The 24727-nt window shown below is 40.9% G+C and carries 21 protein-coding genes; 13 read left to right on the top strand and 8 right to left on the bottom strand.

Translation table 11 applies throughout. The features are described 5' to 3' along the window. Positions 1 to 32: 32 nt before the first annotated feature. Complete coding sequence (locus tag ABLB96_RS01705) at positions 33 to 2000, top strand: choline BCCT transporter BetT (RefSeq protein WP_348898055.1); 1968 nt, start codon at positions 33 to 35, stop codon at positions 1998 to 2000. A 58-nt stretch (positions 2001 to 2058) separates the two neighbouring features. Here the strand turns inward: ABLB96_RS01705 and omp33-36 are convergent, their stop codons facing one another. Beyond that, positions 2059 to 2961 (bottom strand): porin Omp33-36, encoded by a 903-nt coding sequence (omp33-36, locus tag ABLB96_RS01700; protein ID WP_348898056.1) that lies wholly within the window; start codon positions 2959 to 2961, stop codon positions 2059 to 2061. Between the two features lie 993 nt (positions 2962 to 3954). Here omp33-36 and ABLB96_RS01695 point away from each other — a divergent pair. Next, the gene (locus tag ABLB96_RS01695; protein ID WP_348898057.1) at positions 3955 to 5661 is read left to right on the top strand and encodes a GGDEF domain-containing protein; all 1707 of its coding nucleotides are present in this window, start codon (positions 3955 to 3957) and stop codon (positions 5659 to 5661) included. Positions 5662 to 5696: 35 nt separating this feature from the next. Here ABLB96_RS01695 and uvrA read toward each other — a convergent pair whose 3' ends face one another. Next, positions 5697 to 8528 carry an excinuclease ABC subunit UvrA gene (gene uvrA, locus ABLB96_RS01690; protein ID WP_348898058.1) on the bottom strand — a complete coding sequence of 944 codons (2832 nt, stop codon included), beginning with the start codon at positions 8526 to 8528 and terminating at the stop codon, positions 5697 to 5699. A 294-nt stretch (positions 8529 to 8822) separates the two neighbouring features. Between uvrA and ABLB96_RS01685 the strand changes: the two genes are divergently transcribed. The 4 genes from ABLB96_RS01685 (at position 8823) to ABLB96_RS01670 (ending at position 11218) form a co-directional block, all read left to right on the top strand. Next, complete coding sequence (locus tag ABLB96_RS01685; protein WP_348898060.1) at positions 8823 to 9425, top strand: TetR/AcrR family transcriptional regulator; 603 nt, start codon at positions 8823 to 8825, stop codon at positions 9423 to 9425. Between the two features lie 3 nt (positions 9426 to 9428). Beyond that, positions 9429 to 10406 (top strand): zinc-binding dehydrogenase, encoded by a 978-nt coding sequence (locus ABLB96_RS01680; protein ID WP_348898062.1) that lies wholly within the window; start codon positions 9429 to 9431, stop codon positions 10404 to 10406. A gap of 64 nt (positions 10407 to 10470) precedes the next feature. Next, positions 10471 to 10824 carry a DUF1304 domain-containing protein gene (locus ABLB96_RS01675; protein ID WP_002053763.1) on the top strand — a complete coding sequence of 118 codons (354 nt, stop codon included), beginning with the start codon at positions 10471 to 10473 and terminating at the stop codon, positions 10822 to 10824. Between the two features lie 52 nt (positions 10825 to 10876). Further along, positions 10877 to 11218 (top strand): GlpM family protein, encoded by a 342-nt coding sequence (locus ABLB96_RS01670; RefSeq protein ID WP_004789991.1) that lies wholly within the window; start codon positions 10877 to 10879, stop codon positions 11216 to 11218. 43 nt (positions 11219 to 11261) lie between these two features. Here ABLB96_RS01670 and ABLB96_RS01665 read toward each other — a convergent pair whose 3' ends face one another. The 3 genes from ABLB96_RS01665 to tenA form a co-directional block, all read right to left on the bottom strand. Then, complete coding sequence (locus ABLB96_RS01665) at positions 11262 to 12068, bottom strand: SDR family oxidoreductase (RefSeq protein ID WP_348898064.1); 807 nt, start codon at positions 12066 to 12068, stop codon at positions 11262 to 11264. 103 nt (positions 12069 to 12171) lie between these two features. Continuing rightward, a complete protein-coding gene (locus ABLB96_RS01660; protein ID WP_348898066.1) occupies positions 12172 to 12543 on the bottom strand; it encodes a MerR family transcriptional regulator in 372 nt (123 codons plus the stop codon). 65 nt (positions 12544 to 12608) lie between these two features. Continuing rightward, complete coding sequence (tenA, locus tag ABLB96_RS01655) at positions 12609 to 13283, bottom strand: thiaminase II (RefSeq protein ID WP_348898067.1); 675 nt, start codon at positions 13281 to 13283, stop codon at positions 12609 to 12611. 263 nt (positions 13284 to 13546) lie between these two features. On the opposite strand from tenA, the gene ABLB96_RS01650 reads away from it, so the two are divergent. The 3 genes from ABLB96_RS01650 (at position 13547) to ssb (ending at position 16779) form a co-directional block, all read left to right on the top strand. Further along, complete coding sequence (locus tag ABLB96_RS01650) at positions 13547 to 14629, top strand: DUF475 domain-containing protein (protein ID WP_348898068.1); 1083 nt, start codon at positions 13547 to 13549, stop codon at positions 14627 to 14629. 146 nt (positions 14630 to 14775) lie between these two features. Then, positions 14776 to 16140, top strand: coding sequence for an MFS transporter (locus ABLB96_RS01645; RefSeq protein ID WP_348898070.1), 1365 nt, complete (start codon positions 14776 to 14778; stop codon positions 16138 to 16140). 51 nt (positions 16141 to 16191) lie between these two features. After that, positions 16192 to 16779 (top strand): single-stranded DNA-binding protein, encoded by a 588-nt coding sequence (gene ssb / locus ABLB96_RS01640; RefSeq protein ID WP_348898071.1) that lies wholly within the window; start codon positions 16192 to 16194, stop codon positions 16777 to 16779. A 40-nt stretch (positions 16780 to 16819) separates the two neighbouring features. Here ssb and ABLB96_RS01635 read toward each other — a convergent pair whose 3' ends face one another. Both ABLB96_RS01635 and ABLB96_RS01630 read right to left on the bottom strand, forming a co-directional pair. Further along, complete coding sequence (locus ABLB96_RS01635) at positions 16820 to 17143, bottom strand: AzlD domain-containing protein (RefSeq protein ID WP_348898072.1); 324 nt, start codon at positions 17141 to 17143, stop codon at positions 16820 to 16822. Further along, on the bottom strand, positions 17140 to 17835 hold the full coding sequence (locus ABLB96_RS01630; protein ID WP_348898073.1) for an AzlC family ABC transporter permease: 696 nt from the start codon (positions 17833 to 17835) through the stop codon (positions 17140 to 17142). Before ABLB96_RS01630 ends, ABLB96_RS01635 begins: the two co-directional genes overlap by 4 nt. A 68-nt stretch (positions 17836 to 17903) precedes the next feature. On the opposite strand from ABLB96_RS01630, the gene ABLB96_RS01625 reads away from it, so the two are divergent. After that, positions 17904 to 18452 carry a helix-turn-helix domain-containing protein gene (locus tag ABLB96_RS01625; protein ID WP_072689577.1) on the top strand — a complete coding sequence of 183 codons (549 nt, stop codon included), beginning with the start codon at positions 17904 to 17906 and terminating at the stop codon, positions 18450 to 18452. Positions 18453 to 18755: 303 nt separating this feature from the next. Continuing rightward, a complete protein-coding gene (locus ABLB96_RS01620) occupies positions 18756 to 20198 on the top strand; it encodes an amino acid permease (RefSeq protein WP_348898074.1) in 1443 nt (480 codons plus the stop codon). A gap of 64 nt (positions 20199 to 20262) precedes the next feature. Here the strand turns inward: ABLB96_RS01620 and ABLB96_RS01615 are convergent, their stop codons facing one another. After that, positions 20263 to 21762 (bottom strand): PLP-dependent aminotransferase family protein, encoded by a 1500-nt coding sequence (locus ABLB96_RS01615; RefSeq protein WP_348898075.1) that lies wholly within the window; start codon positions 21760 to 21762, stop codon positions 20263 to 20265. A gap of 156 nt (positions 21763 to 21918) precedes the next feature. On the opposite strand from ABLB96_RS01615, the gene gabT reads away from it, so the two are divergent. Together gabT and ABLB96_RS01605 are read left to right on the top strand one after the other, a co-directional pair. Beyond that, positions 21919 to 23211, top strand: coding sequence for a 4-aminobutyrate--2-oxoglutarate transaminase (gene gabT, locus ABLB96_RS01610; RefSeq protein WP_348898076.1), 1293 nt, complete (start codon positions 21919 to 21921; stop codon positions 23209 to 23211). Further along, positions 23208 to 24656 carry an NAD-dependent succinate-semialdehyde dehydrogenase gene (locus ABLB96_RS01605; protein WP_348898078.1) on the top strand — a complete coding sequence of 483 codons (1449 nt, stop codon included), beginning with the start codon at positions 23208 to 23210 and terminating at the stop codon, positions 24654 to 24656. The genes gabT and ABLB96_RS01605 overlap by 4 nt, the downstream gene beginning before the upstream one ends. Positions 24657 to 24727 lie beyond the last annotated feature (71 nt).

Genomic DNA, 24727 nt, shown 5'->3' with positions numbered 1-24727 from the left:
GTCACTTTTCATTAAAATAACATGGAGGATTTATGCCTTCCAAACAAACGAGTTGGTTCGCAAATGTTAACCCAAATGTCTTTTTGGGTACGGTCATTATCATTGCTTTGTTCTTAGCAGTTGTAGTGATCGCTCCGAGTTCTTTCGAACTTGTAACGCAGCAATTAAAGCAATGGATCACGGATTCCTTTAGTTGGTTCTATGTTCTATCTGTCGCATTCTTTCTTATTCTCTTAATTTATATTGCCTGTTCGGCCCTTGGACGTATTAAATTAGGCCCTGACCATAGCCAGCCTGAATATAGTAATGGCTCTTGGTTTGCCATGCTTTTTACTGCGGGTATGGGCATTGGTTTAATGTTCTTTGGTGTTGCTGAACCTGTCATGCACTATGTAAATCCACCAAGTGGTGAACCGCAGACGATTGAAGCAGCACAGCAAGCGTTACGTGTAACCTTTTTCCATTGGGGCTTACATGCTTGGGCAATTTATGCTGTGGTCGGTTTGGCATTGGCGTATTTTGCGTATCGTCACAATTTGCCTTTAAAAACCCGTTCCGCTCTTTATCCTCTCATTGGGAAAAGAATATATGGCGCGTGGGGAGATAGCATCGATATATTCGCGACCATTGGTACGGTATTCGGTGTGGCGACGTCTCTTGGTTTTGGGGTTACCCAAATTAACTCTGGTTTGCACTATCTTTTTGGGATAGAGCAAAGCACGTATGTCCAGATTATTTTAATTATTGTGGTGAGTATTCTGGCTTCTTTATCGGTCTTTTTAGGCCTCGATAAAGGTGTAAAACGTTTATCTGAATTGAACCTCATATTAGCTCTGGTTTTACTCGTTTTTGTTTTTGTGGCTGGCCCGAGTATTTATTTACTTCAAACAACCATCCAAAACACAGGACAATATATTTCCAACCTCTTCACCATGACCTTTAATCTCTATGCCTATCAGCCAAATGGCTGGATTGGGGGATGGACGATTCTATATTGGGCATGGTGGATTTCATGGTCACCATTCGTGGGTATGTTCATTGCAAGGGTTTCACGTGGACGTACTATTCGTGAATTTATTGTAGGCGTCTTACTTATCCCGACTGGTTTTACCATTATCTGGATGGGCTTCTTAGGAAATGCCGCGCTATTTAGCATTATTCACGAGCATCAGACAACATTAATGCAAGCCGTTCAACAAGATTCCTCTGTTGCATTGTTTGAGTTTTTAGGACACTTGCCGTGGGCTGGTGTCATGAATGTGCTGGCAACTATTTTGGTGATTCTGTTCTTTGTGACTTCGGCTGACTCAGGGGCATTGGTTACTGACTACTTAACAGCAAAAACAGAAAACTCACCAACATGGCAGCGGCTGTTCTGGACAGTACTTATGGCAGTACTGGCTATCATTTTACTTTTGGTTGGCGGACTTGCAGCACTTCAGTCTTCAATCATTATGAGCGCGCTACCGTTTACTGTCGTGATGCTATTGATGAGTTGGGGGCTTATAAAGGCCTTACACCTCGATGTCACCAAAATGACTGCAATTCAGGAAGCACGAATTACTCCACGTGCCATCCATAATCCAAGAAGTTGGCAACAGCGTCTTGGTTTAATCATGCATTATCCTCATAGTGAAGAAGAGGTTAAGCGATACATTGAAACGCAAGTTTCACGTGCTTTTGAAAATATTCAGCATGAATTTAAACGTCGTCATCTTGAGGTGACAATTAGTGAAGTTGAAGATGGTATGCAACTTCGAGTTGATCATCATCATGAAATTAATTTTATTTATAAAGTTGTTTCACGTGAAACAGTACCACCAAGTTTTTTAATTGGTCGTACAGAAGCAGAAGATGGACAATATTTTCAGGCTGAAGTGTTTTTACGAGAGGGTGGACAAAACTATGATGTAATGGACTGGACTCAAGAAGATTTGATTCAGGATATTATTGATCAGTACGAACGTCACTTATATTTCTTAAATGTCGTACGTAGTTAATAGCCATAAAAAAAGGACTCAAATGAGTCCTTTTTTTTAATTCAATTTCTAAATGAGATTAGAAACGGAATTTAGCATTTAAGCCGATAGTTTGTGTGTCGTAGCTAGACTTTTTAACGTCAGCTTTCATGTAAGACGCACCAACAGCAAGAGCTGGAGTAATGAAGTAGTTTACGTTACCACCCCAAGCTTGACGGAATTCACCAAGGTCATTGCCTTTGATGTTTGCTACGCCGTCGTTACCGATGAATGCAGCACCAACGCTTAACTTAGGAGTTAAGTAAAGGTCAGTTTTTAAACCGTATTGGTTTTCTTGACCGAAAGCACCAGCAGCTTCAAAACCAATTGACATGTTAGTTCCATCGATTGGACCTACATATTTAGCACGTGCTGTAACAGCATCTTGATCGTTTTGGATCGCAGCAGTTTGGTTAACAGCAGAGTAGATACCGTTGCTCATGATACCGAAGTTATCTAAAGCGAATTGGTTAGCAACATTTGTATAACCAACAGCCATCAAGAAGTTAGGTAACAACATTGCACCAACTTCTAACGCATAACGGTCGCCTTGGTCATCACGTGAAATTGCGTTTTTACCGTCAACGTCAGTGTGGTTATAAGTTGCGCTAGCATATGCAGGAACGTAAGGAGTAGGGATGTACGCTTCACCTTTAACGCCGTAAGTACCTACATGGTAGTTTAAACCGTTGTTTTGGTCATATTGTTGATAGCTATAACCTAAAGACACGCTAGAAGCTTGGTTTAAGAAAGCTGCTTCAGCTAAAGGACCCTTAGCTGTGTCAACATTTTTCAAATAGAATGTACCAGCAACGTCACCAGTGTAGTTTTTATCGTTTGCAGTTGTGTCAACGTATTCAGATTGACCTTGAACTTCAAATTGATAAGCATGAGCACCGGTCATGGCTAATAATACAGCAGTGGCTAAACCAAGTTTTTTCATAATCATTTCCAGCATTAACAAGAGATAAAGCTGGGGCCATTGTATTGTAACAATTTATGAAGTCAATAATAGATAAAACGTTATGTTAAGGAAATTTGACACTTATGTTAAAAATGGTTAAAAAAACATCAATTAAAGTGTTTTATGTCAACCTGATAAAAAAATGAACATTAACAAATAGCTAAACCTTAATATTCATAAGGATTTGCCATAAAATGATTTAAAAATAATTACATTTATAATTGGAAAAAGTGATTCTGTTAATCGGATTTAACGTTATTACAATTGTCGATTTGTTTAATAAATACTCATTTAACTATCATTCATTTTTCAATTTTTATTTATTTTGAGTAATAGTTAACGTTATTTTAATAAGTTTAACTAAAAAATCTAGCTAATTCGAATCATTATATATTTGAATAAAGCAAAAAAAATACGTTTTTAAATTGAAAAATCGATTAAAAAATTAATTCTGATCAATTTAATCAACTTTACAAAACTAGAGATAAGTCACAAAATTCAATTGCAAAGTTCACTATCTAACATTTTTAATGTTTACAGTGCTTTCCCAGATACGATGTGGCATCACATCAGACTTTACGAGCTCAGCTTTCCCCAAGGCTGAGCTTTTTTTTATCTATAAGAAAATATTAACTTTTATTAAAAAAATTACATGAAGTTTATTCTTTTAGTTGTGTATAAAAAAGAACCCAGCTTAAAGCTGGGTTTCGGATGCTGGAAGAGGCATCCAAGAGGAAAAACAATCTTTTTATAGAATTGCGAAATTTACTTCATCTGTAAAATGGAGATTTGCTATAGCCATGATTTACTCTTTCGATCATATTTTTTATTGCATACAAAAGATGAAAGCTTATATTGGGCTAATCCAACTTTGTTGCTGAACTTCTGCTCGGTAAAGTGCTAGGATGCGGGTTAATTACTTCATTATCTCGTAGTGGTCATGGTAGGACATTTACGGAGTACCAGCTAGAAATGTCAGGATTACGTTCAGAACACATCAGTAATCGACTGTTTTTCTTCATGTTGGTCATTATCTTGTCCTTACTGTTTATGGCTGTGCCGCTTATTGTTAGTAGTTATCAAGAATATTTAAAAACTAAACAAGCTTTGGTTGAAATCAAAAGCTTAAAATTGATTGCTGAAGTTGCCAATAAAGTTTCTAAAGAGCGTGCACCCGCAAATAAGTTAATGTCGAGTAACGCGGCCAATTTTGTAAAAAATCAAAAAGAATTAAAAGAATATAGACTTACTGTCGATCAGCAAATTGATGAAACTATTCATATTTTAAAAGAAGAAGGGTATTCCGATTTAGCAAATATTTTAAATACTAAATTTAGGAACGATTTAAAGCAGGCACGAGCCGTTGTTGATTATTATGTTGTAACCCCTGAGCAAACAAGAACCTCTGTACAACTTGATCAGGCAATTTTGGCGATGTTTGGTGCTTGGGATAGTTGCCGAGAAATTTTACAAAAACTGATGTTGCAATTAAAAAGTAAAGATAGCCAAATTAATAATTATTTTACTTTAATTGTAGTTTTAACCGATATGCGTGATCAGGCTGGTCGAACTGCATCTAATGTCATTGCACCCGTCGCTTTTAACGAAACCATACCCAATGATAATCGGGCTCGTTCTTTACAGACCCAAGAACAAGCACGTTATTTATGGGCACTTGTCGATACCCTACAGTCTGAGCAAGCCAAAACTCAAGAGTATCACCGTCTTTACTCAAGAGTGAAAACTGAGTTTTTAGAAAAAGGCGTGCCAATAGTTGACCAACTTTTAGATGAGAGTCAAAAGCAGGAAGCGTATCATTTAAATGCGACTGAGCTGACAGATCAAATTGTTGATAAATTTACAACTGTGATTGATTTACAAAAGTTTCTACTTAATAAAAGTGTCTCAATTGCGATTCAAGAAAAATATGTAGCGAAAAAGAAATTTTTTCTTACGCTGCTCATTTCTAGCATATCTTTAGCCGCTGCTTTACTTACTTTAATTTATGCAAAAAGACGGGTATTTGAACCTCTTATTCAGGCCCGTACTTTAATTCTTGATTTGTCACATAGCAAAGATTATCCAGTAGATGAGCTGAATCCAAAGAAAGGCGAATTTATTTCATTATTTGAAGCGATTGAACGTTTACAAAGAATGCTCAAGCAGCGTGATGCGTTTGAATTCCAGCTTAAAAATATTGCAAATACTGATCCGTTAACGGGTGTATCCAATCGTTTGGCTTTATCTGAATATTTAAAAATTGTTGAGAGCTATCCGCAAAAATTTTCACAAACCTGTTTGATGATTATTGATATAGATCGCTTTAAAGATGTAAACGACCAATATGGACATATTGTCGGTGACCAAGTGATTAAACGTATTGCAGATCAATTAAAAGCAAATGTACGCGCTTCTGATTTGATTGTTCGTTATGGGGGCGATGAGTTCTTAATTTTGTTAGAGCAGGTGCCTTTTTTAGATGCGCGTTTATTGGCCGAGAAAATTCGCATTGCAATTGCTTTAGAGGAAATTGATTTAACGGGGACGGATGAAAAATTGCATGTCTCTGTCAGTATTGGGTTCGCAATTGGGGCGCCAAGCTGGATGGAGCTATTAGAAAAAGCAGACCGATCACTCTTAAGAGCCAAAGCTCGGGGCCGAAATGTAGTAGAGGGATAAAAAACCGGAAAATAATTTCCGGTTTTTTGCATTTATTATTTCAACATTGGTTTCAAGAAACGCCCTGTATGGGAAATCTCGACCTCAGCGACTTGTTCAGGTGTACCTTCGGCAATGATCATACCACCGCCTGAACCGCCTTCTGGACCTAAGTCCACAACCCAGTCCGCTGTTTTAATCACATCAAGGTTATGTTCAATCACCACAATGGTATTACCCTTGTTGCGTAGCTCATGCAAAATATCGAGTAACTTAGCAATATCGTGGAAATGCAGACCTGTTGTTGGTTCATCCAAGATATATAAAGTTTTACCCGTATCTCGTTTTGCTAACTCACGTGCCAGTTTTACACGTTGTGCTTCACCACCAGACAAGGTTGTAGCAGCTTGACCTAAACGAATATAGCCTAAGCCCACCTGAGTTAAGGTTTCTAAGCGGCGGTGAATAACTGGAATCGCATTAAAGAATTCAGCAGCATCTTCAACCGTCATTTCTAAAACATCAGAAATGTTTTTGCCTTTATAGCCGACTTCAAGTGTTTCACGATTATAACGTTTGCCATGACAGGCATCACAAGGCACATACATATCTGGTAAGAAGTGCATCGCGACTTTAATCATACCGTCGCCTTCACAGGCTTCACAGCGTCCGCCTTTTACGTTAAACGAGAAACGACCTGCACTATAACCACGAGCTTTCGCTTCTGGTGTTTGCGCAAATAACTCACGGATTGGGGTAAATAAGCCTGTATAAGTCGCAGGGTTAGAACGTGGGGTACGACCAATCGGGCTTTGATCAATATCAACGACTTTATCAAGATGTTGTAGACCGTCAATTGAGTCAAACTTCTCGGCTGTTAAAGTCGTTGCACCATTAAGCTGTGTGGCTGCTAATGGAAGCAATGTGCGGTTAATCAGTGTTGACTTACCTGAACCCGAAACACCCGTTACGCAAGTCATAATGCCAAGTGGAATGGTTAAATCGACATTCTTTAAGTTATGGCCTGCGGCACCTGAAAGTTTGATGAATTCATCTGGACGTGGTGATTCAGTACGCTTTTTGGGTACTTCAATTTTGAGTTTGCCAGAAAGATATTGCCCTGTGAGTGAGTCGGCATGTTTAGCTAACTCATCATAAGTACCTTCAGCAATCACAACACCCCCATGCACACCCGCACCCGGACCAATATCAATAATATGGTCGGCTGCACGAATGGCATCTTCGTCGTGTTCAACAACTAACACCGTGTTGCCTAAGTCACGTAAGCGAATCAAGGTTTGTAATAGACGGTCGTTATCACGTTGATGTAAGCCAATTGAGGGTTCATCGAGTACGTACATCACACCCATCAAACCTGCGCCAATTTGCGAGGCTAAACGGATACGCTGTGCTTCACCACCAGAGAGCGTTTCGGCAGAACGAGCCAGACTTAAATAGTTAAGTCCTACACTCACCAAGAAGTGTAGACGCTCACGAATCTCTTTAAAAATTTTATCTGCAATTTCGCCTTTAGCACCTTCAAGGTTTAAATCTTGATAGTAGCTTTCAGCATCACCAATCGACATGCGGGTAATATCGGCAATGGTTTTGTCTTTTACACGAACATGACGTGAAATTTCATTGAGACGTGAACCACCACATGCATCACAAGCTGCATTCGATAAATATTGAGCTAAATCATCACGCACGTAGTTACTTTCAGTTTCGCGGTAACGGCGCTCAAGGTGCGGCAAAATACCTTCAAAAGGCTGAACGCGTGTATGTTTACGACCACGTTCATCGATATAGCTTAAATCGACTTTTTCTTTGCCAGTACCTTGTAGGAATTTCTTTTGAGTGTCTTTATCTAACTGGTTCCAAGGCGTATCAAGTTGAAAACCAAAATGATCGGCAACTTTTTGTAGCATTGAATAGTAATATGGACGTTGACGATCCCATCCACGAATAGCACCTTCGCTAATTGCCAGCTCAGGGTTAGGAATAAGCTTTTCAGAGCTAAAGTGGCTACGTGTACCTAAACCATCACAAACAGGGCAGGCACCGAAAGGGTTGTTAAATGAAAACAAACGTGGCTCAAGCTCAGCTACGGCACGGTCACATTCAGGACATGAGTGTTTTGCAGAAAAAACGCGATCTGGGTGTTCGCCATTCATCCATGACAAAACAGCAATATCACCACCTAAACGTAGTGCAGTTTCAAATGATTCAGCAATACGGTTACCTAAGTCTTCGCGTACTTTGAAACGGTCAACTACAACTTCAATGGTGTGCTTTTTCTTTTTGTCGAGTTCTGGTGGCGTATCAATATCAATAATTTCACCATCCACACGGGCACGTACAAAACCTTGACCTTGTAATTGTTCAAACAGGTTGCTGTATTCACCTTTACGCTCACGAACCACAGGGGCAAGCAACATAAGCGCTGTGCCTTCCTCAAGGTTTTTTACTGCATCGACCATTTCAGAAACGGTTTGCGCAACCATAGGTAAGTCGTGTTCAGGGCAGTAGGGCGTGCCGACACGTGCATAAAGCAAACGTAAATAGTCATAAATTTCGGTAATGGTACCGACGGTTGAGCGTGGGTTGTGACTGGTAGATTTTTGCTCAATTGCAATCGCTGGTGATAAACCTTCAATCGAGTCAACTTCAGGTTTTTCCATTTGCGATAAAAACTGACGGGCATAGGCCGAAAGTGATTCGACGTAACGGCGTTGTCCTTCGGCGTACAAGGTATCAAAGGCAAGAGAAGATTTTCCTGAACCTGATAGCCCCGTAATTACCACAAATTTATCGCGTGGAATATCGAGTGACACATTTTTTAAGTTATGGGTACGTGCGCCTCGAATACGGATATGACTTTGGCTCATAAAACATCTCAATTATGTATTGATGAAAATTTAGGTGTTGTTTGATTAGTCACAGGGAGATATGGCTATTTATAAACAACAGACTCTATATGATAACGATTTAAAATTGTTCAAGTAGTACAAAATGATTTAAAGCGACAAATTGTGACGGTTAAACGACAATCGACAAAATTTGTTTAAATAAGCAGGTTGTATTTTTAACATTCCTTACTCTCGATTTCTACTCTAATCAAATTCTAACGAGCAACATAATTTTACTAGACGACTGGTCTAATAGTGGAGTATGGTGTATGCATGAAAAGATTAAACAAAAGCGAAACCACGCGACAACACATTTTAGATACTAGCTTTGAGCTGGTACTACATAAAGGTTTTGTCGGTGTTGGTTTGCAAGAAATTTTAAAAGCTTGTGACGTACCCAAAGGTTCGTTTTATCACTACTTTGCTTCAAAAGAGGCATTTGGCTGTGCGTTGCTCGAGCAGTACATGGCGGACTATAAAGTTCGTATGGAACAACTTTGGCAACACACTGAGCAAAGTGCCCACGCCCGTTTGATGGCGTTATGGCAGGCGTGGATTGATGATCCGGTCAATGGTAGCTGGGCTGAAAATTGTCTCATCGTGAAATTGGCGGCCGAAGTTTCGGACTTATCAGAAGATATGCGTCAAATTCTTAATGATGGAGTGCAGAAGCTAACACAGCGTTTAGCTTTGCTACTCAAAGAAGGACAACAAGAAGGATCAATTCCCAAACATATTGAGCCTTTAAAAACTGCACAAGTCATGTATCAGTTATGGATAGGTGCAGCTTTACTCACAAAATTGTCGCAAGACAAAACACACCTACATTTAGCCTTAGAAACTACCCAACAACTCTTAAAACCGATAGAGGAATAAAGCATGCGAAGTATTATCCATCGTAATTTTGGCGAACCTGTAGACGTTTTAGAGCAGGCGGATATGCCAAAGCCAGAACCAAAAGCAGGCGAAGTTCGTATTAAAACCATCATGTCCCCAATTCATAATCATGATGTATGGACAGTACGCGGAAGCTATGGCTATAAGCCAACTCTACCTGCGATTGGTGGTAGTGAAGGCGTTGGTATTGTTGATGCCTTGGGCGAAGGCGTTACTCATGTACAGGTCGGGCAACGTATTGCTGTTGCATCCGTTCATGGTAGTTGGGCTGAATACTTTATTGCACCGGCTCAAGGGCTTATTCCACTCAATAATGAAATTGATGATGAAACAGCAGCGCAGCTGATTGGTATGCCAATTAGTGCCCTTATGCTATTGGACTTTGTAAATGTTCAACCAGGTCAATGGCTCATTCAAAACACGGCGAATGGTGCCGTAGGTAAAACAGTTGCGATGATTGCACAGGCACGTGGCCTACCTGTGATTAATCTGGTTCGTCGTACCGATGCAATTGCTGAAATGCAAGCTCTAGGCATTCAACATGTTGTTGCAACTGATCAGCCGAACTGGAAAGAGCAAGTTAAACAACTTCACGGTGACCAACCTCTTATTGCTGGTGTCGACTCGATTGGCGGGCGCGCAAGTGGTGAAATGCTGAATTTACTCAGTGAAAATAGTTTATTGGTTTCGTTCGGTAGTATGACGGGTGAAACCATGCAAATTTCATCGGGTGATTTGATTTTCAAACAAGCCACAGTAAAAGGTTTCTGGGCGAGTGTGGTGAGCAAAGAAATGCCGGCTGCTCGTAAGAAGGAACTCATTGTTGAGCTATTAACATTAGCGACTCAGAAAAAATTAATCCTACCTGTAGAAGGTGTATTTAGTTTCGATGAGATTAAAACTGCTGCCCAAAGAGCAACTGAAGGTGCTCGCCAAGGTAAAGTGTTGTTAAAACCGTAAAACCTAGAAAGATCAGTCGAGAGACTGATCTTTTTTCAGGATTTAAAATAAAAAGGAAAACGATATGATCGGACAAATATTCATTGCGCTTATCGCGATCTTACATGTCTACATTTTAGTGCTAGAGATGTTTTTGTGGGACAAACCTTATGGCATGAAAGCCTTTGGAAATAATGCAGAAAAAGCAAAACTCACCAAAGTCATGGCACAAAATCAAGGGCTTTATAATGGCTTTTTAGCAGCAGGTTTATTCTGGTCTTTATTGGCTGATGCACCCTTTGCGACATCCATTGCTAATTTCTTTTTAGGCTGTGTACTGATTGCGGGTATTTATGGTGGGCTGACTGCGAGTAAAAAGATTATTTATATTCAGGCAGTTCCAGCATTAATTGCTTTAGTCGCTGTTAATTTTCTTTGAAAAGCGCACAATACAGCGTTTTGTTATGGAAATGATCAGGTAGGATCAGCGCATGTGGGCGTTATTTTTAAAGTGTATGTTGGGGGCAGGGGTTGTCCTCATTATTTCGATTCTATCGAAAAGTAAGGCATTTTATATTGCAGGTTTAGTCCCGCTTTTTCCTACTTTCGCTTTGATTGCTCATGTCATTGTTTATCAGCAAAAAGGTGCTGAGGCATTACAAAAAACGGCTCTGTTTGGTCTATGGTCACTTATTCCTTATGCCATTTATTTGGTGGCGGTTTATGTTTTGGCAACACGTATGTCGATGTGGTCGTGTCTAGGCTTGGCAACTTTATGTTGGGTGGTCGCCGCGGCAGGTTTGATTTATGGCTGGCAGTTGTTTCAGCATTAAAAGATTAAGAGAAACCCCTTAATCTTTTAAATTGAAGTATTTTTTATGACTGCTCAAGAACACGCGTTCTGAGCATGCCTTCAACTAAATTAATCATTTTTTTGCGGGAAAGAATTCGGGGCAATTGAGACGTTAAATAATTGCTACACCCCACCACTACTGTTGCTTTATTTTTATCTAGTGCTCTAACCGTTGCAGACACAACGTCCTCAACTGTAGAGCTTTTCATGCCACTCGTATCTGCATTTGCGACCTGAGTAAAATTGGTTTCGGTATTGCCCGGACAAACTGCCAGAAATTTAACACCCGAAGATGCATATTCCCCCGCAAGTGCTTCAGTAAACTGTAATACATAAGACTTACTAGCACCATAAACAGCAATATAAGGTAACGGCTGGAACGCACCTGTCGATGAAATATTAATCATGATGCCTTTTTTGTTCGCAAGCATGTGGGGTAAAAACAGATAACACAAAGAGGTGACGCTACTGATGTTAAGCGTAATCATTTCTTGATAGGTAGATACAGATTGATCTAAAAATTTAGTCCATTTTCCAAATCCTGCGTTGTTAATTAAAATATCTACCGTTAATTTTCTAGTTTGTACTTCATCAAATAAGCTTTGAGCTGAATTGGCTTGAGCTAAATCTAAAACGATCACCTCAACATTCACATTGTATTTTTTTCTGAGTTCATCGGCTAAATCATTTAGTTTCTGTTCAGAGCGTGCTGTTAAAATTAAATGAATTCCTAAAGATGCAAGTTCTTGAGCATAAGCTTTGCCTATTCCTGAAGATGCGCCTGTAATTAATGCTGTTGAATTTTTAAATAAAGAAAGATGAGCACTCATTTTATTGGTCCGTAATAAAAGAAGTCCTTACGATAAACCTTGTCCCTAAGGGCAGAGTCAAGCACTCATTTTGAAAGCTATTTGCAGATTTTAACCAGCTGTTTTAGGCAGAAATCTTATTGGTAATATAAGTCTGAACAATCTCATCTTCCAGTTGTTTTAAATCTTCTTGTAAACGGTTTAACGCTTTTTTTTGCTCAATAATTTGTTGATTCTTTTTTTGAATAAGCTGCTGTGCAATTTCTACAGGAAAGCGATTATTTTTATATTTTAAAGCTGACAAGTCATAAAGCTCGGAAAGGCTAAACCCAACAGCTTGCGCAAGGCGAATCATCTTAACTGATTTAACATCAATCTCTTCATAAATACGATAATTTCCTTTTCTTTTTGCTACGGGGAGCAAGCCTAATTTCTCATAATGCCGTATGGCTTTAGGAGTGGCTCCAGTTAAAGATGCTAATTCGCCGATATACATATTTATCTCGTATTTTATTAAAAACGGTCAGCGTATTGAACCATCTGACCGATTCTCTTGAAGTTTTAAATATGGTCTAAACCTAACCATTGTCTTTGGTGGTAGGCACTATCCCAAAATAACCATTCAAGTTTTGCACCCATTGTGTACGCGGCATGCATTTTTTCTAAAGTATCAGCATCACAACGTGCTGCAACTTTATCGACAGTCGCAATCACATTACGAACAGCAATATGGAATTCTTCACCTGCATAGGTATCAATCCATGCTTGGTAAGGATTATTTGGTATTGATTTACTTACAATATCTTTACCGACTTCGGCATAAATCCAGAAGCAAGGTAATAGTGCTGCAAGTACAACAGGGTAGCTCTCAGACCAGGCCGTTGCTGTTAAAAATGAAGTGTAATGGTGACCTGCCAAAGTTAAGGGCGTATTTTGAAATTCTTCTTTAGTCACACCAAAGTTTTTCATGAAATCATCATGCAAGCTGCGTTCAACCACAATTGCAATTTTAGCGGCATCTGAAAATTGCATAATATCGTCAGCCTCAAATGCCTTTGCTGCTGCAACAGCAAGCACGCGACCGTAAGCCACTAAATATTGAGCATCTTGAATCACATAATGACAAAAAGCTTCTTTATCTAAAGTACCGTTAGCAAGTTCCTGATTAAAAGGAAGGTCGAGAATTTTTTGATATAAATTTAAATTGCGTTGCCATAATTCTTGAGAAAAAAGCATAAAATCATTCCATTTAAAATAAATCTGCTGAACGGGATTTTAAATCAATTTTAAAATACAAAAATAATAATGATAGATATATCGCAAGAAAATATTTAATACGATTAACAAGTTAATTAAATATTATAAATTTCTTTATTAAACATGGAGATAAAGTAAATCTGATAACAGCATAAAACAACATCGTTTTATGGTTAATTATCGATATAATAACCGCGTTTTTAAAGAAAGATTAAATTTAGTTCTTGGTATAGGTCTGATCCATGAAGCATTTCCGATTTTCGATATTTTTTACGGTGGTGTGTTTAGCACTATCCGCGTATTGGGGTTTTACCCATGGACCTGAGGCAGGTGTGTCGACCATGCTTAAAGCTTTAACCATTACTGCAATTTTAGCTGTAATGGAGGTTTCTTTATCTTTTGACAATGCTGTCGTAAATGCATCGGTTCTACGTAACTGGGATCCGTTTTGGAAAATGATCTTTTTAACGGTAGGTATTTTAATCGCCGTTTTTGGTATGCGTTTAATTTTCCCAGTCCTCATTGTGGCTATGACTGCGGATATGGGGTTTATTGAAGTTGCTAAAATGGCACTCAATGACCCGAAAACTTACTCTGAGCGTTTAATGGCTCACCATGCAGAAATCTCGGCATTTGGTGGAACATTCTTATTATTGGTTTTCTTAAATTTCTTCTTTGATGAAGAAAAAGAAACACATTGGTTTAGATGGCTTGAATCTAAACTTGCGAGTTTAGCGAGCGTACCGGCAATGTCTGTATTTCTCGCTTTGATTGCTTTACTTGTGATGGCAGGTTATGTAGATGACCACCAACGTTTAGCAGTGACTATGGCTGGTATTTGGGGCATTGTGGTTTATATTGGTGTTGAAGTTTTAAGTCATTTGTTAGGTGGCGAACCTGAAATTGACGAAGATGGCAATGCAGTTATACAAGATGGTTCAGGCGCTGCTTCTGGTGTCGTTAAAGCTGGTTTAGGTGGCTTCTTATATTTAGAAGTATTAGATGCATCATTTAGTTTTGACGGTGTAATTGGTGCATTTGCCATTACCAGTGACGTTGTTGTGATTATGCTGGGTCTGGCAATTGGCGCAATGTTTGTACGTTCAATGACTGTTTATCTTGTTGAAAAAGGCACATTAGACGCTTATGTGTTTTTAGAACATGGTGCCCACTATGCGATTGGTGCGTTAGCTTTCATTATGATTGCAAGTGGTACAGGTTTACATGTACCAGAAGTCGTGACAGGTCTGATTGGTGTCGCATTTATTGCTTGGGCAGTGATTGCTTCTATTCAATATGCAAAACGTGAACAAGAGTCGTCTTAAGCTAATTTTCAGTAAAGTTCGATAGAATAAAGGGGCTAAATGCCTCTTTATTTTTTAAAGCCGAAATCGTTATTTTAAATCATCTCTCCCGTATTTTTAGAAACGAATCGGCTTATAATTTGCCTAGTTTGATAACGTGTATTGATATGATGAATGCTTTGGAACGCCGCTCAACTTTTGCTTTAAGTAGTATTTTTGCGCTACGCATGTTGGGTCTGTTCATGATTATTCCGGTCTTTTCTGTAGTCGGGCAGTCATATCAATATGCGACTCCAGCACTCATTGGTTTGGCTGTAGGTGTCTATGGCTTAAGTCAGGCCATTTTACAAATTCCATTTAGCTTACTTGCAGACCGTTTTAGTCGTAAACCGCTTGTGGTATTTGGCCTATTACTGTTTGCTATTGGTGGGGCAATTGCGGGTTTATCTGACACCATTTATGGCGTAATTATTGGTCGTGCCATCGCTGGTGCAGGTGCAGTTTCTGCTGTAGTCATGGCGCTTTTAGCCGATGTCACACGTGAAGAACAGCGTACCAAAGCCATGGCGGCCATGGGCATGAGTATTGGCTTATCTTTTGTAGTGGCGTTTAGTCTTGGGCCTTGGCTCACCAGCATTGTTGGTATTTCTGGCTTATTCTTTGTCACGACCATTATGGGCTTGATTGCGATTTCAATGTTATTGCTTGTACCGAAAGTGACACGCCATCATCGTAATTATCAGCAAGGCTACATGGCACAGCTTAAGCAAGTCATTCAAATGGGTGATTTAAACCGTTTACATGTTTCGGTTTTTGCATTGCATTTATTGCTGACAGCCATGTTTATTTATGTGCCTTCACAGCTCATCGAGTTCGCGCATATTCCTTTAGCCAGTCATGGACTGGTGTATTTGCCACTCTTGGTCATTAGTTTATTTTTTGCATTTCCTAGCATTATCATCGCTGAAAAATACCGCAAAATGCGAGGCATTTTCTTAACCGCAATTACAGGCATTATTGCTGGTTTGTTGCTCCTCATATTTGGTTATCAGTCAAAATATATCTTGCTTGCAGGCCTTGGTATTTTCTTCATTGCATTTAATGTGATGGAAGCTTTATTGCCTTCTTGGTTGTCAAAGTCAGCTCCAATTCAGTCGAAAGCCACCGCTATGGGCGTAAATGCCAGTAGCCAGTTTTTAGGTGCTTTTTTTGGTGGCACCCTGGGTGGTCAATTATTGATGTTACATAATACTGCGATTGGATGGAGTGTCTTAGCAGGGATTGCTATAATATGGTTGCTAATTAGTTTTGGTTTAGCTCAGCCGCGGTATTTGTCATCGATTGTGCTGCCATTGCCGCAAGTGCAACAGGTGAATGAGTGGACCACACAGCTATTGGCAATTCGTGGTATTGAAGAAGTTGTGGTGATGCCTGACCAGCAAGTTGCGTATATTAAAGTCGATAAGCAGACTCTAGATGATGCTGCACGACGTGATTTAACGCAGTTGTTCGGTAAAGAGGTAGCCATTTAAGCATAACTCTTATAAAGTAAAACATAGAAATGTATAGGATGAAGACAGCTAATGCGTGGTGTAAATAAGGTTATTTTGGTTGGTACTTTGGGTCGTGATCCTGAAACAAAAACTTTTCCAAATGGGGGCTCGTTAACCCAGTTTTCAATCGCGACAAGTGAAGTTTGGACCGATAAAACGTCAGGTGAACGTAAAGAACAAACAGAATGGCACCGTATTGTTTTGCATAACCGTTTAGGGGAAATTGCTCAGCAGTTTTTACGTAAAGGTTCTAAGGTTTATATTGAAGGTTCATTACGTACGCGTCAGTGGACAGATCAAAATGGTCAAGAACGTTACACGACAGAAATTCGTGGCGACCAGATGCAAATGTTAGATGCTCGTCAACAAGGTGAACAAGGTTTCGCTGGCGGTAATGATTTTAACCAACCACGTTTTAACGCACCTCAACAAGGTGGCGGTTATCAAAATAATAACAACCAAGGTGGCGGCTACGGTCAAAACAATGGCGGTGGTTATGGTAGCCAAGGTGGTTTCGGTAATGGTGGCAACAGCCCTCAAGGTGGTGGTTTTGCACCTAAAGCACCGCAACAACCAGCGTCTGCACCAGCTGATTTAGACGACGATTTACCGTTCTAATCAAAGTTTCAAAAAAGGCGAGTTTATCTCGCCTTTTTTATTATTCAATTCCAAGCAAACGTAACAGGGCTGTGCCTGCAGCAGCCAAACAAATCACCAATAAAAGCGGTACTTTTTTCCAAACCAAGAACAGCGCTAAACCCACCCCAAATATACGCGCGAAACCTGCAAAATGTTGGCCTTCAAAAAATGTCGTGGTCACTGCAATTGCACAGAGCAAAACAGTTGCGCCGTTTGACAGTAAAACTTGGTATTTTTCAGAAAATGAGAACTTGGCACCTAAGTGAAAACCAGCAAAGCGAATACTGTAAGTACCCAGTGCAAGTAGAGCTATTCCCACAATAATCAGTAACTGTTGATTCATTTCTTTCTACCCCATATCAAGCCAAAAAGAGAAATTAAAATTGGGAGTCCTGAGGCTAAAAAAGGGGTGGCAATGAGTGCTAAAGTTGATCCGGCAAATGCAGCTTTCCGAGTAGATTTATTCTTTAAAGCAGAAAAAGTAAGTGCAATTAAAATGGCTGGGAAAATGGCATCTAAGCCAAATGTTTTCGGGTCTGGAATAGCACTTCCAATAAAATAACCTGCTGTGACACCGAGCGGCCAAGTCAGCATGATGCCTATTCCACATAACCAATAAGCAGCCTTTTTTGTCTCGAAATCTGGCTGTGCCATACCAAACAAAACACTTTCATCGTTCATGATATGAGCCCCGAAATATCGAGAGAATTTGCCTCGGATTAATTCATTGACCGCAATCCCAAAAGGCAAATGTCTTAAATTGACGAGTAGGCCTGCAACCGCAGCAGCAATTGGGCTACCACCTACCGCCAAGAAGCCAATAAAAATAAACTCAGCAGTTCCTGCGAGCACAAATATCGATAGACAAAGCGGGATCCAGAGCGCTAAGCCATAACTTGCAGCGAGTGAACCTAAAGACATCCCAACCACACTAGTTGCTAGACACACAAAGAAAATGGAGCGGGTGGTATCTTTACTCAGTTTTTTAATGAGAGAGTATGTAGTCATAGCATGATATAACGAACGATTTTCCATTATAATGAATAAGTCTGATTGTTTTGTCAAAACGAACGATCGTTTTTTTTATAGAACGGAAGTGTTGGATGTCTCAGCCAATTGAAATTATTGCCAAAGGTTTAACGCGTGAACGCCAAAGAGCAGGGCTGTCATTGGCAGAGGTTGCTCGTCGTGCAGGTGTTGCCAAATCGACTCTTTCTCAACTAGAGGCAGGGCAAGGGAACCCAAGTATTGAAACTTTATGGGCACTTTGTGTGGCCCTCAATATTCCATTTGCCCGTTTGATGGAAGAACCGAGCAATCAGGTGCAAGTCATTCGTTGTGGCGATGGGCCAACGGTGAGCTCTGAAATTGCCAATTACAAAGCAATTTTGTTAGCGACTTGTCCGCCACACGCACGCCGTGATGTGTATTTACTGATTGTGGAACCAGGTGAAGACCGTCTTTCAGAGCCACATCCTGTGGGTTCTGTGGAGCATATTATTGTGGTTGAAGGGCGAGCTTTGGTTGGCTTAATTGATGATGCTGTCGAGCTCAGTGTTGGAGACTATATTTGTTACCCTGCCGACCAGAAACATATATTTAGAGCCTTAGAAACAGGGACGAAAGCGTTATTAATTTCTGAACAGAACTAAAAAAATCAAACTGATTAAAATAAAAACTAAAAGCCATTTACCAGCATCTCATATAAAAAGGGCCAATTTTGCGTATAAATTTTGCAATTGGCTCTCTCTTTTATTACAAAAATGGCTCTCGTTTCTTGAGTGCCGAAACGACAAATTAAAGCCATTGGATGTATGCATACGGAAGCGCCGGATCAGCTCAGTGAATTTTCTGTTTTAGAAATTGAGCAAAACGGCTAAATTTTTAGGGGATATTTTTGGCTTCGGAGGATTTCCGAGTCTAGCCGATATCCTCCATATATTAAGGAAAATGATATGGCAGCTCATCAAAATGGTTCTGAAGCCAATCACTCCCAAAGTTTAAAACATGGACTTAAATCACGTCACTTAACCATGATCTCGATTGCTGGGGTTATTGGTGGCTCTCTCTTTGTGGGCTCTGGCAGTATTATCTACAATACAGGCCCTGTAGTTTTCTTAACCTATGCTTTAGGTGGTTTACTCGTCTGGTTCATCATGCGAATGCTAGGCGAGATGGCTGTTTTAAACCCCGATAGTGGCTCTTTTTCAACTTATGCGGACCGTGCAATTGGTCGTTGGGCTGGTTTCTCAATTGGCTGGCTGTACTGGTGTACGCTGGCAATGCTTATGGGTTGGGAAGCCTATGTAGCAGGTAAAATTTTAAATAACTGGTTCCCGTTTATACCCATCTGGGTCTATATGACTGTCGTGATTGGTGCACTGGTTGCAGTCAATTTGCAGAACGTAAAGAACTATGGTGAATTCGAGTTCTGGTTCGCTCTCATCAAAGTCATTGCGATTGTGATCTTCTTGGTGATTGGTAGTTTGGCCATCATGCATTTGTGGCCTTGGGGTAATCCGGCTGCATCTGGTATTACTAATTTAACCTCTCAAGGCTTTATGCCTAATGGGGGGGCATCCGTTATTACCGCTTTACTTGGGGTCATGTTTGCCTATATTGGCGCTGAAATTGTGACTGTAGCAGCGGCAGAGTCTGCAAACCCATCTAAAGAAATTCGTAAAGCATCAAACTCGGTGGTTTGGCGAATTATTTTATTCTACGTTGGTTCGATGTTTGTTGCGGTATGTCTGATTCCTCACAACAATGAACTTTTGAAAGATTCTACTTGGGGAACCTATAGTGTTACGTTATCTGCGCTTGGTATTCCGGGTGCGCGTCATATCGTGAATTTTGTGGTTCTAACCTCGGTATGTAGCTGCTTTAACTCGGCGCTTTATACGTGTTCACGTATGTTGTTCTCTTTATCTAAACGTGGTGATGCACCGAAAAGCTTTGGTTCTGTAAACAGTAAAAGCAGCCCGTGGGTGGGTGTGATTGTGTCATGCTTCTTCTCTGTAATTGCTGTCGTTTTAACTGCAACCAAGAGTATGGATGTTTATGACTTTTTCATGCTAACAACAGGTGCAGCAACACTTTATGTGTACTTAACCATTGCTTATTCTCAGCTTCGTATGCGCAAGAAACTTGAAGCAGAAGGTGTGAAAATTGACTTTAAAATGTGGATGTTCCCTTACTTAACTTACGTGGTGATCTTTGCAATTATTGGTGCAATTCTTACTATGTTGATTGAAGGCACGTATTTTAAAGAAGTGATTTACACCACGGCATTGTTTGGCATTATTGTGTTCTTCGGTTTGCTGTCTGAAAAACTAGGTTGGGGTAAAGAGCGTAGAGCGACCCATCTTACCCATACGCATGAAGAAAAGTTAGTTTAAATTTTTAAATAAAAAAGAGCCTCACTGCGAGGCTCTTTTTATTTGTCTTAGTACGAGAAAACAACTAATTCAGCGTAGGTACACCGGCTTCACGTAAGCACTGCAAGAGCACACCAAAAGCCATCACCATGTCTTTTTCATTTACACAGGCAAAGCCCATCAGCAGTCCACGTTCTGCATAGGCATGCGACTGCATGTAGTACTGTGAAAGTGGGCGAACTTTAACGCCACGTTCGAGCGCAGTCGCTGCAATTGCGACATCATCACAAGTGTTCGGTAGTTTTAAAACCAGATGCAACCCAGCTGCTTCGTCATATTCATGAATAAATTCGGGGCCAAGATAACGTTGAATTAGGCTCACTAAGTAATCACGGCGTTTCCCATAGAGCAGACGCATACGGCGAATATGCGCTTCATAATGGCCTTCACGAATAAATTCAGCCAAGGCTTTTTGCTCAAGCAAATGGCCCCCACGATAAAGCTCGGCTGCCACAATACGTAGTGGTGAAAAAAGTGGTTTAGGTACGACCAAATACCCAATTCTTAAAGACGGATAAATAGTTTTACTAAATGTGCCCATATATAAAACAGGCGCATCATTTTCTAAACCTTGTAAAGACGGATAAGGCTGACCCGAGAAACGGAACTCACTGTCATAGTCATCTTCAACAATCCAGCTATTGTGCTGACGAGCAATCTCAATCAGTTTACGTCTACGGTTCAGGCTTAAATGTGAGCCAAGCGGATACTGATGTGATGGTGTCACAAAAATGAGTTTAGGCGGCTTTGCCGGATTTTCTTCAGGAATAATACCTTCAGCATCGACAGGCATCGGCTGAATATCTAGCCCATTAATACGTAAAGTATTACGCATTCCCCAGTAAGCTGGGTCCTCAATCCAGATTTTATCTCCCATATCACTGAGCGCACGTGAGACTAAATCGATGGCTTGGTGAATACCTTCGGTAATAATAATCTGGTCAGCATCGCACTGGACTGAACGTGCAACACGTAAGTAATCTGCCAGCGCGCTTCGAAGTTCAATACATCCGCCCGCATTACTATAAATAAGACGGTTAATGTCTGGTTCACGGCTTAAGCGTGCTTGAATACGACTAAAAATATGATGCGGGAACTCAGTCACATCGGGCGCTCCCGGAACAAAAGCTCCCCATTGGTGTGGCGATGCCGCGGCATAACCTAATAAGTTTGAACCACGCTGTGATAGCGCATAGGAACTTTGAACTGTCGGGTTGGAAACTACTTTTTTCTTATTTTGTGTATTTAAAAAACTCTCTGGCAATTTTTCGGCCACCCATGTGCCATGTCCTGTACGGGCTTCTAAATAGCCTTCAGCTTGTAGCTGTTCGTAGGCAGTAAGCACCGTATTTCTTGAAACATGAATTTCACTGGCTAAGTCACGTGACGCAGGTAGACGAGTTTTGGGCTGGATAACTCCATCAATAATGGCACTACGCAGGCAACGGAAAAGGCGTTGATGTAGTTTCCCTTCAGTGTCCTGTTGGAGTCGTTGCAGCAAATGATCTCCAAGTAAACTACGCAATTGGCTCTCTCCTACAGTTAAAAAGTGGCTCTCGTCAGTTGCCGTCAGACGAGCGAAATTACATACATAGGCAGTCGTTGTAAAGCACCCTGAAAATTAAGCACAGGATGCAAAAAACCAAAGCTGCAACTGATGATGAAAATATGAGGGAATCAAATGGATAATCAACATTCTGCACTTAACGCACGTAAACAGCAAGCAACTCCACGCGGTGTAGGCGTGATGTGCCAGTGGTATGCTGAAAAAGCTGAAAACGCGACGCTTTGGGACAAGGAAGGCAACCAATTTATCGACTTTGCTGGTGGTATCGCGGTTTTAAATACAGGCCATCGTCATCCTAAAGTGATTGCAGCGGTGACTGAGCAACTTACTAAATTTACGCATACTGCCTATCAAGTAACACCGTATGAAAGCTACGTCGCTTTAGCTGAACGTATTAATGAGCGCGCACCAATTGTGGGTCCTGCAAAGTCAGCGTTTTTCACAACAGGTGCAGAAGCTGTTGAAAATGCAGTAAAGATTGCTCGTTCTTATACAGGTCGTCACGGCATTATCACGTTTGGTAACGGTTTCCACGGTCGTTCATTTATGACGATGGCAATGACAGGTAAAACTGCACCTTACAAACGTGATTTCGGTGTGATGCCAGCAGGTGTATTCCACGCACGTTATCCTGTGCCTGCTAAAGGTATTTCAGTGGATGCGGCAATTGAAAGCGTTGAAGATATTTTCAGTGAAGATATTGCACCACATGACGTTGCAGCAATCGTGCTTGAGCCAGTACAAGGCGAGGGCGGCTTCAATGTAGTGCCAGCCGAGTTCTTAAAACGTTTACGCGCAATTTGCGACAAACATGGCATTTTACTTGTTGCTGACGAAGTGCAATCTGGTTTTGCACGTACAGGTAAATTGTTTGCAATGAACTATTACGAAACTAAAGCAGATCTCATCACAATGGCGAAAAGCTTAGGCGGCGGTTTCCCAATTTCTGGTGTTGTTGGCCGTGCAGAAGTGATGGATGCTCCTAACCCAGGTGGACTAGGTGGTACTTACGCAGGTAGCCCAATTGCGGTTGCTGCTGCGCACGCGGTAATCGATGCGATTGAAGAAGAAAACCTATGCGACCGTGCAAATGAGTTAGGTGCTGAGTTGGTTGCTACCCTTAAAGATATTCAGCAAGCAACAGGCGATGTCGTGACTGATATTCGTGCATTAGGTTCAATGGTTGCGGTAGAACTTGAAACTGCTGAACAAGCAAAAGTTGTACAAAACTATGCAATGGAAAATGGGCTGTTACTTCTTACTTGTGGTAAATACGGTAATGTAATTCGTTTCTTATATCCATTAACCATTCCTGCTGAACAATTCCGTCAAGGTCTTGATATCTTGAAACAAGGTTTTGCAACACTCAAAGCAGGTAGTGCAAAAGCAACGGAGCAATCTGCATGATTCAAAATACTTTGCAGTATTTATTAAAACATCCTGATATTGCGTTAGAAGCACCTGCATCGAATGATTATATCGAGGTAAATGATGCTGCTACGGGCGAAACTTTGGCATGGGTAAAAACCTATGACCGCGCAGGGGTTGAAGCTGCAATTAACCGTTCGGCAAAAGCGCAGGCTGCTTGGAAAAAGCAAACTGCCTTGGCTCGTGCTGATGTGTTATTGGCATGGTACAACCTCATGCTTGAGCACAAAGAAAATCTGGCTCAAATTTTAACAGCTGAGCAAGGTAAACCATTGGCAGAAGCACGTGGTGAAATTGGTTATGCAGCATCATTCATACGCTGGTTTGCCGAGCAAGCGCGCCGTATTGATGGTGAAGTATTAACACCTACGTTGCCAAATCAACGTTTGCTCGTGATTAAACAAGCGATTGGGGTAACAGCTGCAATTACGCCGTGGAACTTCCCAGCTGCCATGATTACGCGTAAAGCGGGTCCGGCCATTGCTGCGGGTTGTTCAATGTTGGTTAAACCAGCAGAGCAAACACCGTTAACCGCTTATGCGCTTGAAGTATTGGCTTTACAGGCAGGCTTACCAGCCGATGTTTTAATTAACATTAGTGGTGATGCAGTTGAAGTCGGTAAAACCCTATGCGAAAGCGATATTGTTCGTAAGTTAAGCTTTACAGGTTCAACCCAAGTGGGCCGTATCTTAATGCAACAATGTGCGCCAACCATTAAAAAGCTTTCGCTTGAACTCGGTGGGAATGCCCCAGTTGTGGTATTTGACGATGCCAACCTTGAACAAGCTGTTCAGGGCATTATGGCAAGTAAATATCGTAACAGTGGTCAGACTTGTGTTTGCGCTAACCGTATTTATATTCAAGACGGTATTTACGATGCATTGGCAGAGCGTCTAGTGGAAGCTGTATCTAAATTGAAAGTTGGCGACGGACGTCAAGAAGGTTCAACTCAAGGGCCTTTAATTGATGAAGATGCGATTGCAAAAGTCCAGTCTCATATTGCAGATGCAACTGAGAAAGGCGCAACCGTTCGTATTGGTGGTAAGCGTTCAGCACTTGGCGGTACATTCTTTGAACCAACAGTTTTGACTGGCGTAACGCAAGACATGAAAGTGTCTAAAGAAGAAACTTTTGGTCCGCTTGCACCGTTATTCCGCTTTAAAACTGAAGATGAAGCAGTGGCAATGGCGAACGATACCGAGTTTGGTTTAGCTGCCTATTTATTTACTCAAAGCACAGCGCGTCAATGGCGCGTGGGTGAAGCACTTGAGTACGGTATGGTCGGCATTAACACGGGCGCGATTTCAAATGAAGTGGCTCCGTTTGGTGGTGTAAAACAGTCAGGTCTAGGCCGTGAAGGTTCAAAATTCGGCATCGAAGAATATGTCGAAATGAAATACCTCTGCGTAGACTTATCTGAGTAAGGAATAAAAGCGAGTTCGCTTTGTTCTGAACGAAAACATGCAGTTATGCTGTATGTGATGTTTCACAAAAA

The sequence above is a fragment of the Acinetobacter sp. XH1741 genome, from assembly GCF_041021895.1.
Lineage (GTDB): Bacteria > Pseudomonadota > Gammaproteobacteria > Pseudomonadales > Moraxellaceae > Acinetobacter.
The sequence above is the reverse complement of the archived record's forward strand: the minus strand, read 5'-3'. Positions and strand labels throughout refer to the sequence as shown.

Coding starts and splice junctions, on each gene's coding strand:
- ABLB96_RS01705 (WP_348898055.1), top strand. CDS start 33: ATGCCTTCCAAACAAACGAGTTGGTTCGCAAATGTTAACCCAAATGTC.
- omp33-36 (WP_348898056.1), bottom strand. CDS start 2,961: ATGAAAAAACTTGGTTTAGCCACTGCTGTATTATTAGCCATGACCGGT.
- ABLB96_RS01695 (WP_348898057.1), top strand. CDS start 3,955: ATGTCAGGATTACGTTCAGAACACATCAGTAATCGACTGTTTTTCTTC.
- uvrA (WP_348898058.1), bottom strand. CDS start 8,528: ATGAGCCAAAGTCATATCCGTATTCGAGGCGCACGTACCCATAACTTA.
- ABLB96_RS01685 (WP_348898060.1), top strand. CDS start 8,823: ATGAAAAGATTAAACAAAAGCGAAACCACGCGACAACACATTTTAGAT.
- ABLB96_RS01680 (WP_348898062.1), top strand. CDS start 9,429: ATGCGAAGTATTATCCATCGTAATTTTGGCGAACCTGTAGACGTTTTA.
- ABLB96_RS01675 (WP_002053763.1), top strand. CDS start 10,471: ATGATCGGACAAATATTCATTGCGCTTATCGCGATCTTACATGTCTAC.
- ABLB96_RS01670 (WP_004789991.1), top strand. CDS start 10,877: ATGTGGGCGTTATTTTTAAAGTGTATGTTGGGGGCAGGGGTTGTCCTC.
- ABLB96_RS01665 (WP_348898064.1), bottom strand. CDS start 12,068: ATGAGTGCTCATCTTTCTTTATTTAAAAATTCAACAGCATTAATTACA.
- ABLB96_RS01660 (WP_348898066.1), bottom strand. CDS start 12,543: ATGTATATCGGCGAATTAGCATCTTTAACTGGAGCCACTCCTAAAGCC.
- tenA (WP_348898067.1), bottom strand. CDS start 13,283: ATGCTTTTTTCTCAAGAATTATGGCAACGCAATTTAAATTTATATCAA.
- ABLB96_RS01650 (WP_348898068.1), top strand. CDS start 13,547: ATGAAGCATTTCCGATTTTCGATATTTTTTACGGTGGTGTGTTTAGCA.
- ABLB96_RS01645 (WP_348898070.1), top strand. CDS start 14,776: ATGATGAATGCTTTGGAACGCCGCTCAACTTTTGCTTTAAGTAGTATT.
- ssb (WP_348898071.1), top strand. CDS start 16,192: ATGCGTGGTGTAAATAAGGTTATTTTGGTTGGTACTTTGGGTCGTGAT.
- ABLB96_RS01635 (WP_348898072.1), bottom strand. CDS start 17,143: ATGAATCAACAGTTACTGATTATTGTGGGAATAGCTCTACTTGCACTG.
- ABLB96_RS01630 (WP_348898073.1), bottom strand. CDS start 17,835: ATGGAAAATCGTTCGTTATATCATGCTATGACTACATACTCTCTCATT.
- ABLB96_RS01625 (WP_072689577.1), top strand. CDS start 17,904: ATGTCTCAGCCAATTGAAATTATTGCCAAAGGTTTAACGCGTGAACGC.
- ABLB96_RS01620 (WP_348898074.1), top strand. CDS start 18,756: ATGGCAGCTCATCAAAATGGTTCTGAAGCCAATCACTCCCAAAGTTTA.
- gabT (WP_348898076.1), top strand. CDS start 21,919: ATGGATAATCAACATTCTGCACTTAACGCACGTAAACAGCAAGCAACT.
- ABLB96_RS01605 (WP_348898078.1), top strand. CDS start 23,208: ATGATTCAAAATACTTTGCAGTATTTATTAAAACATCCTGATATTGCG.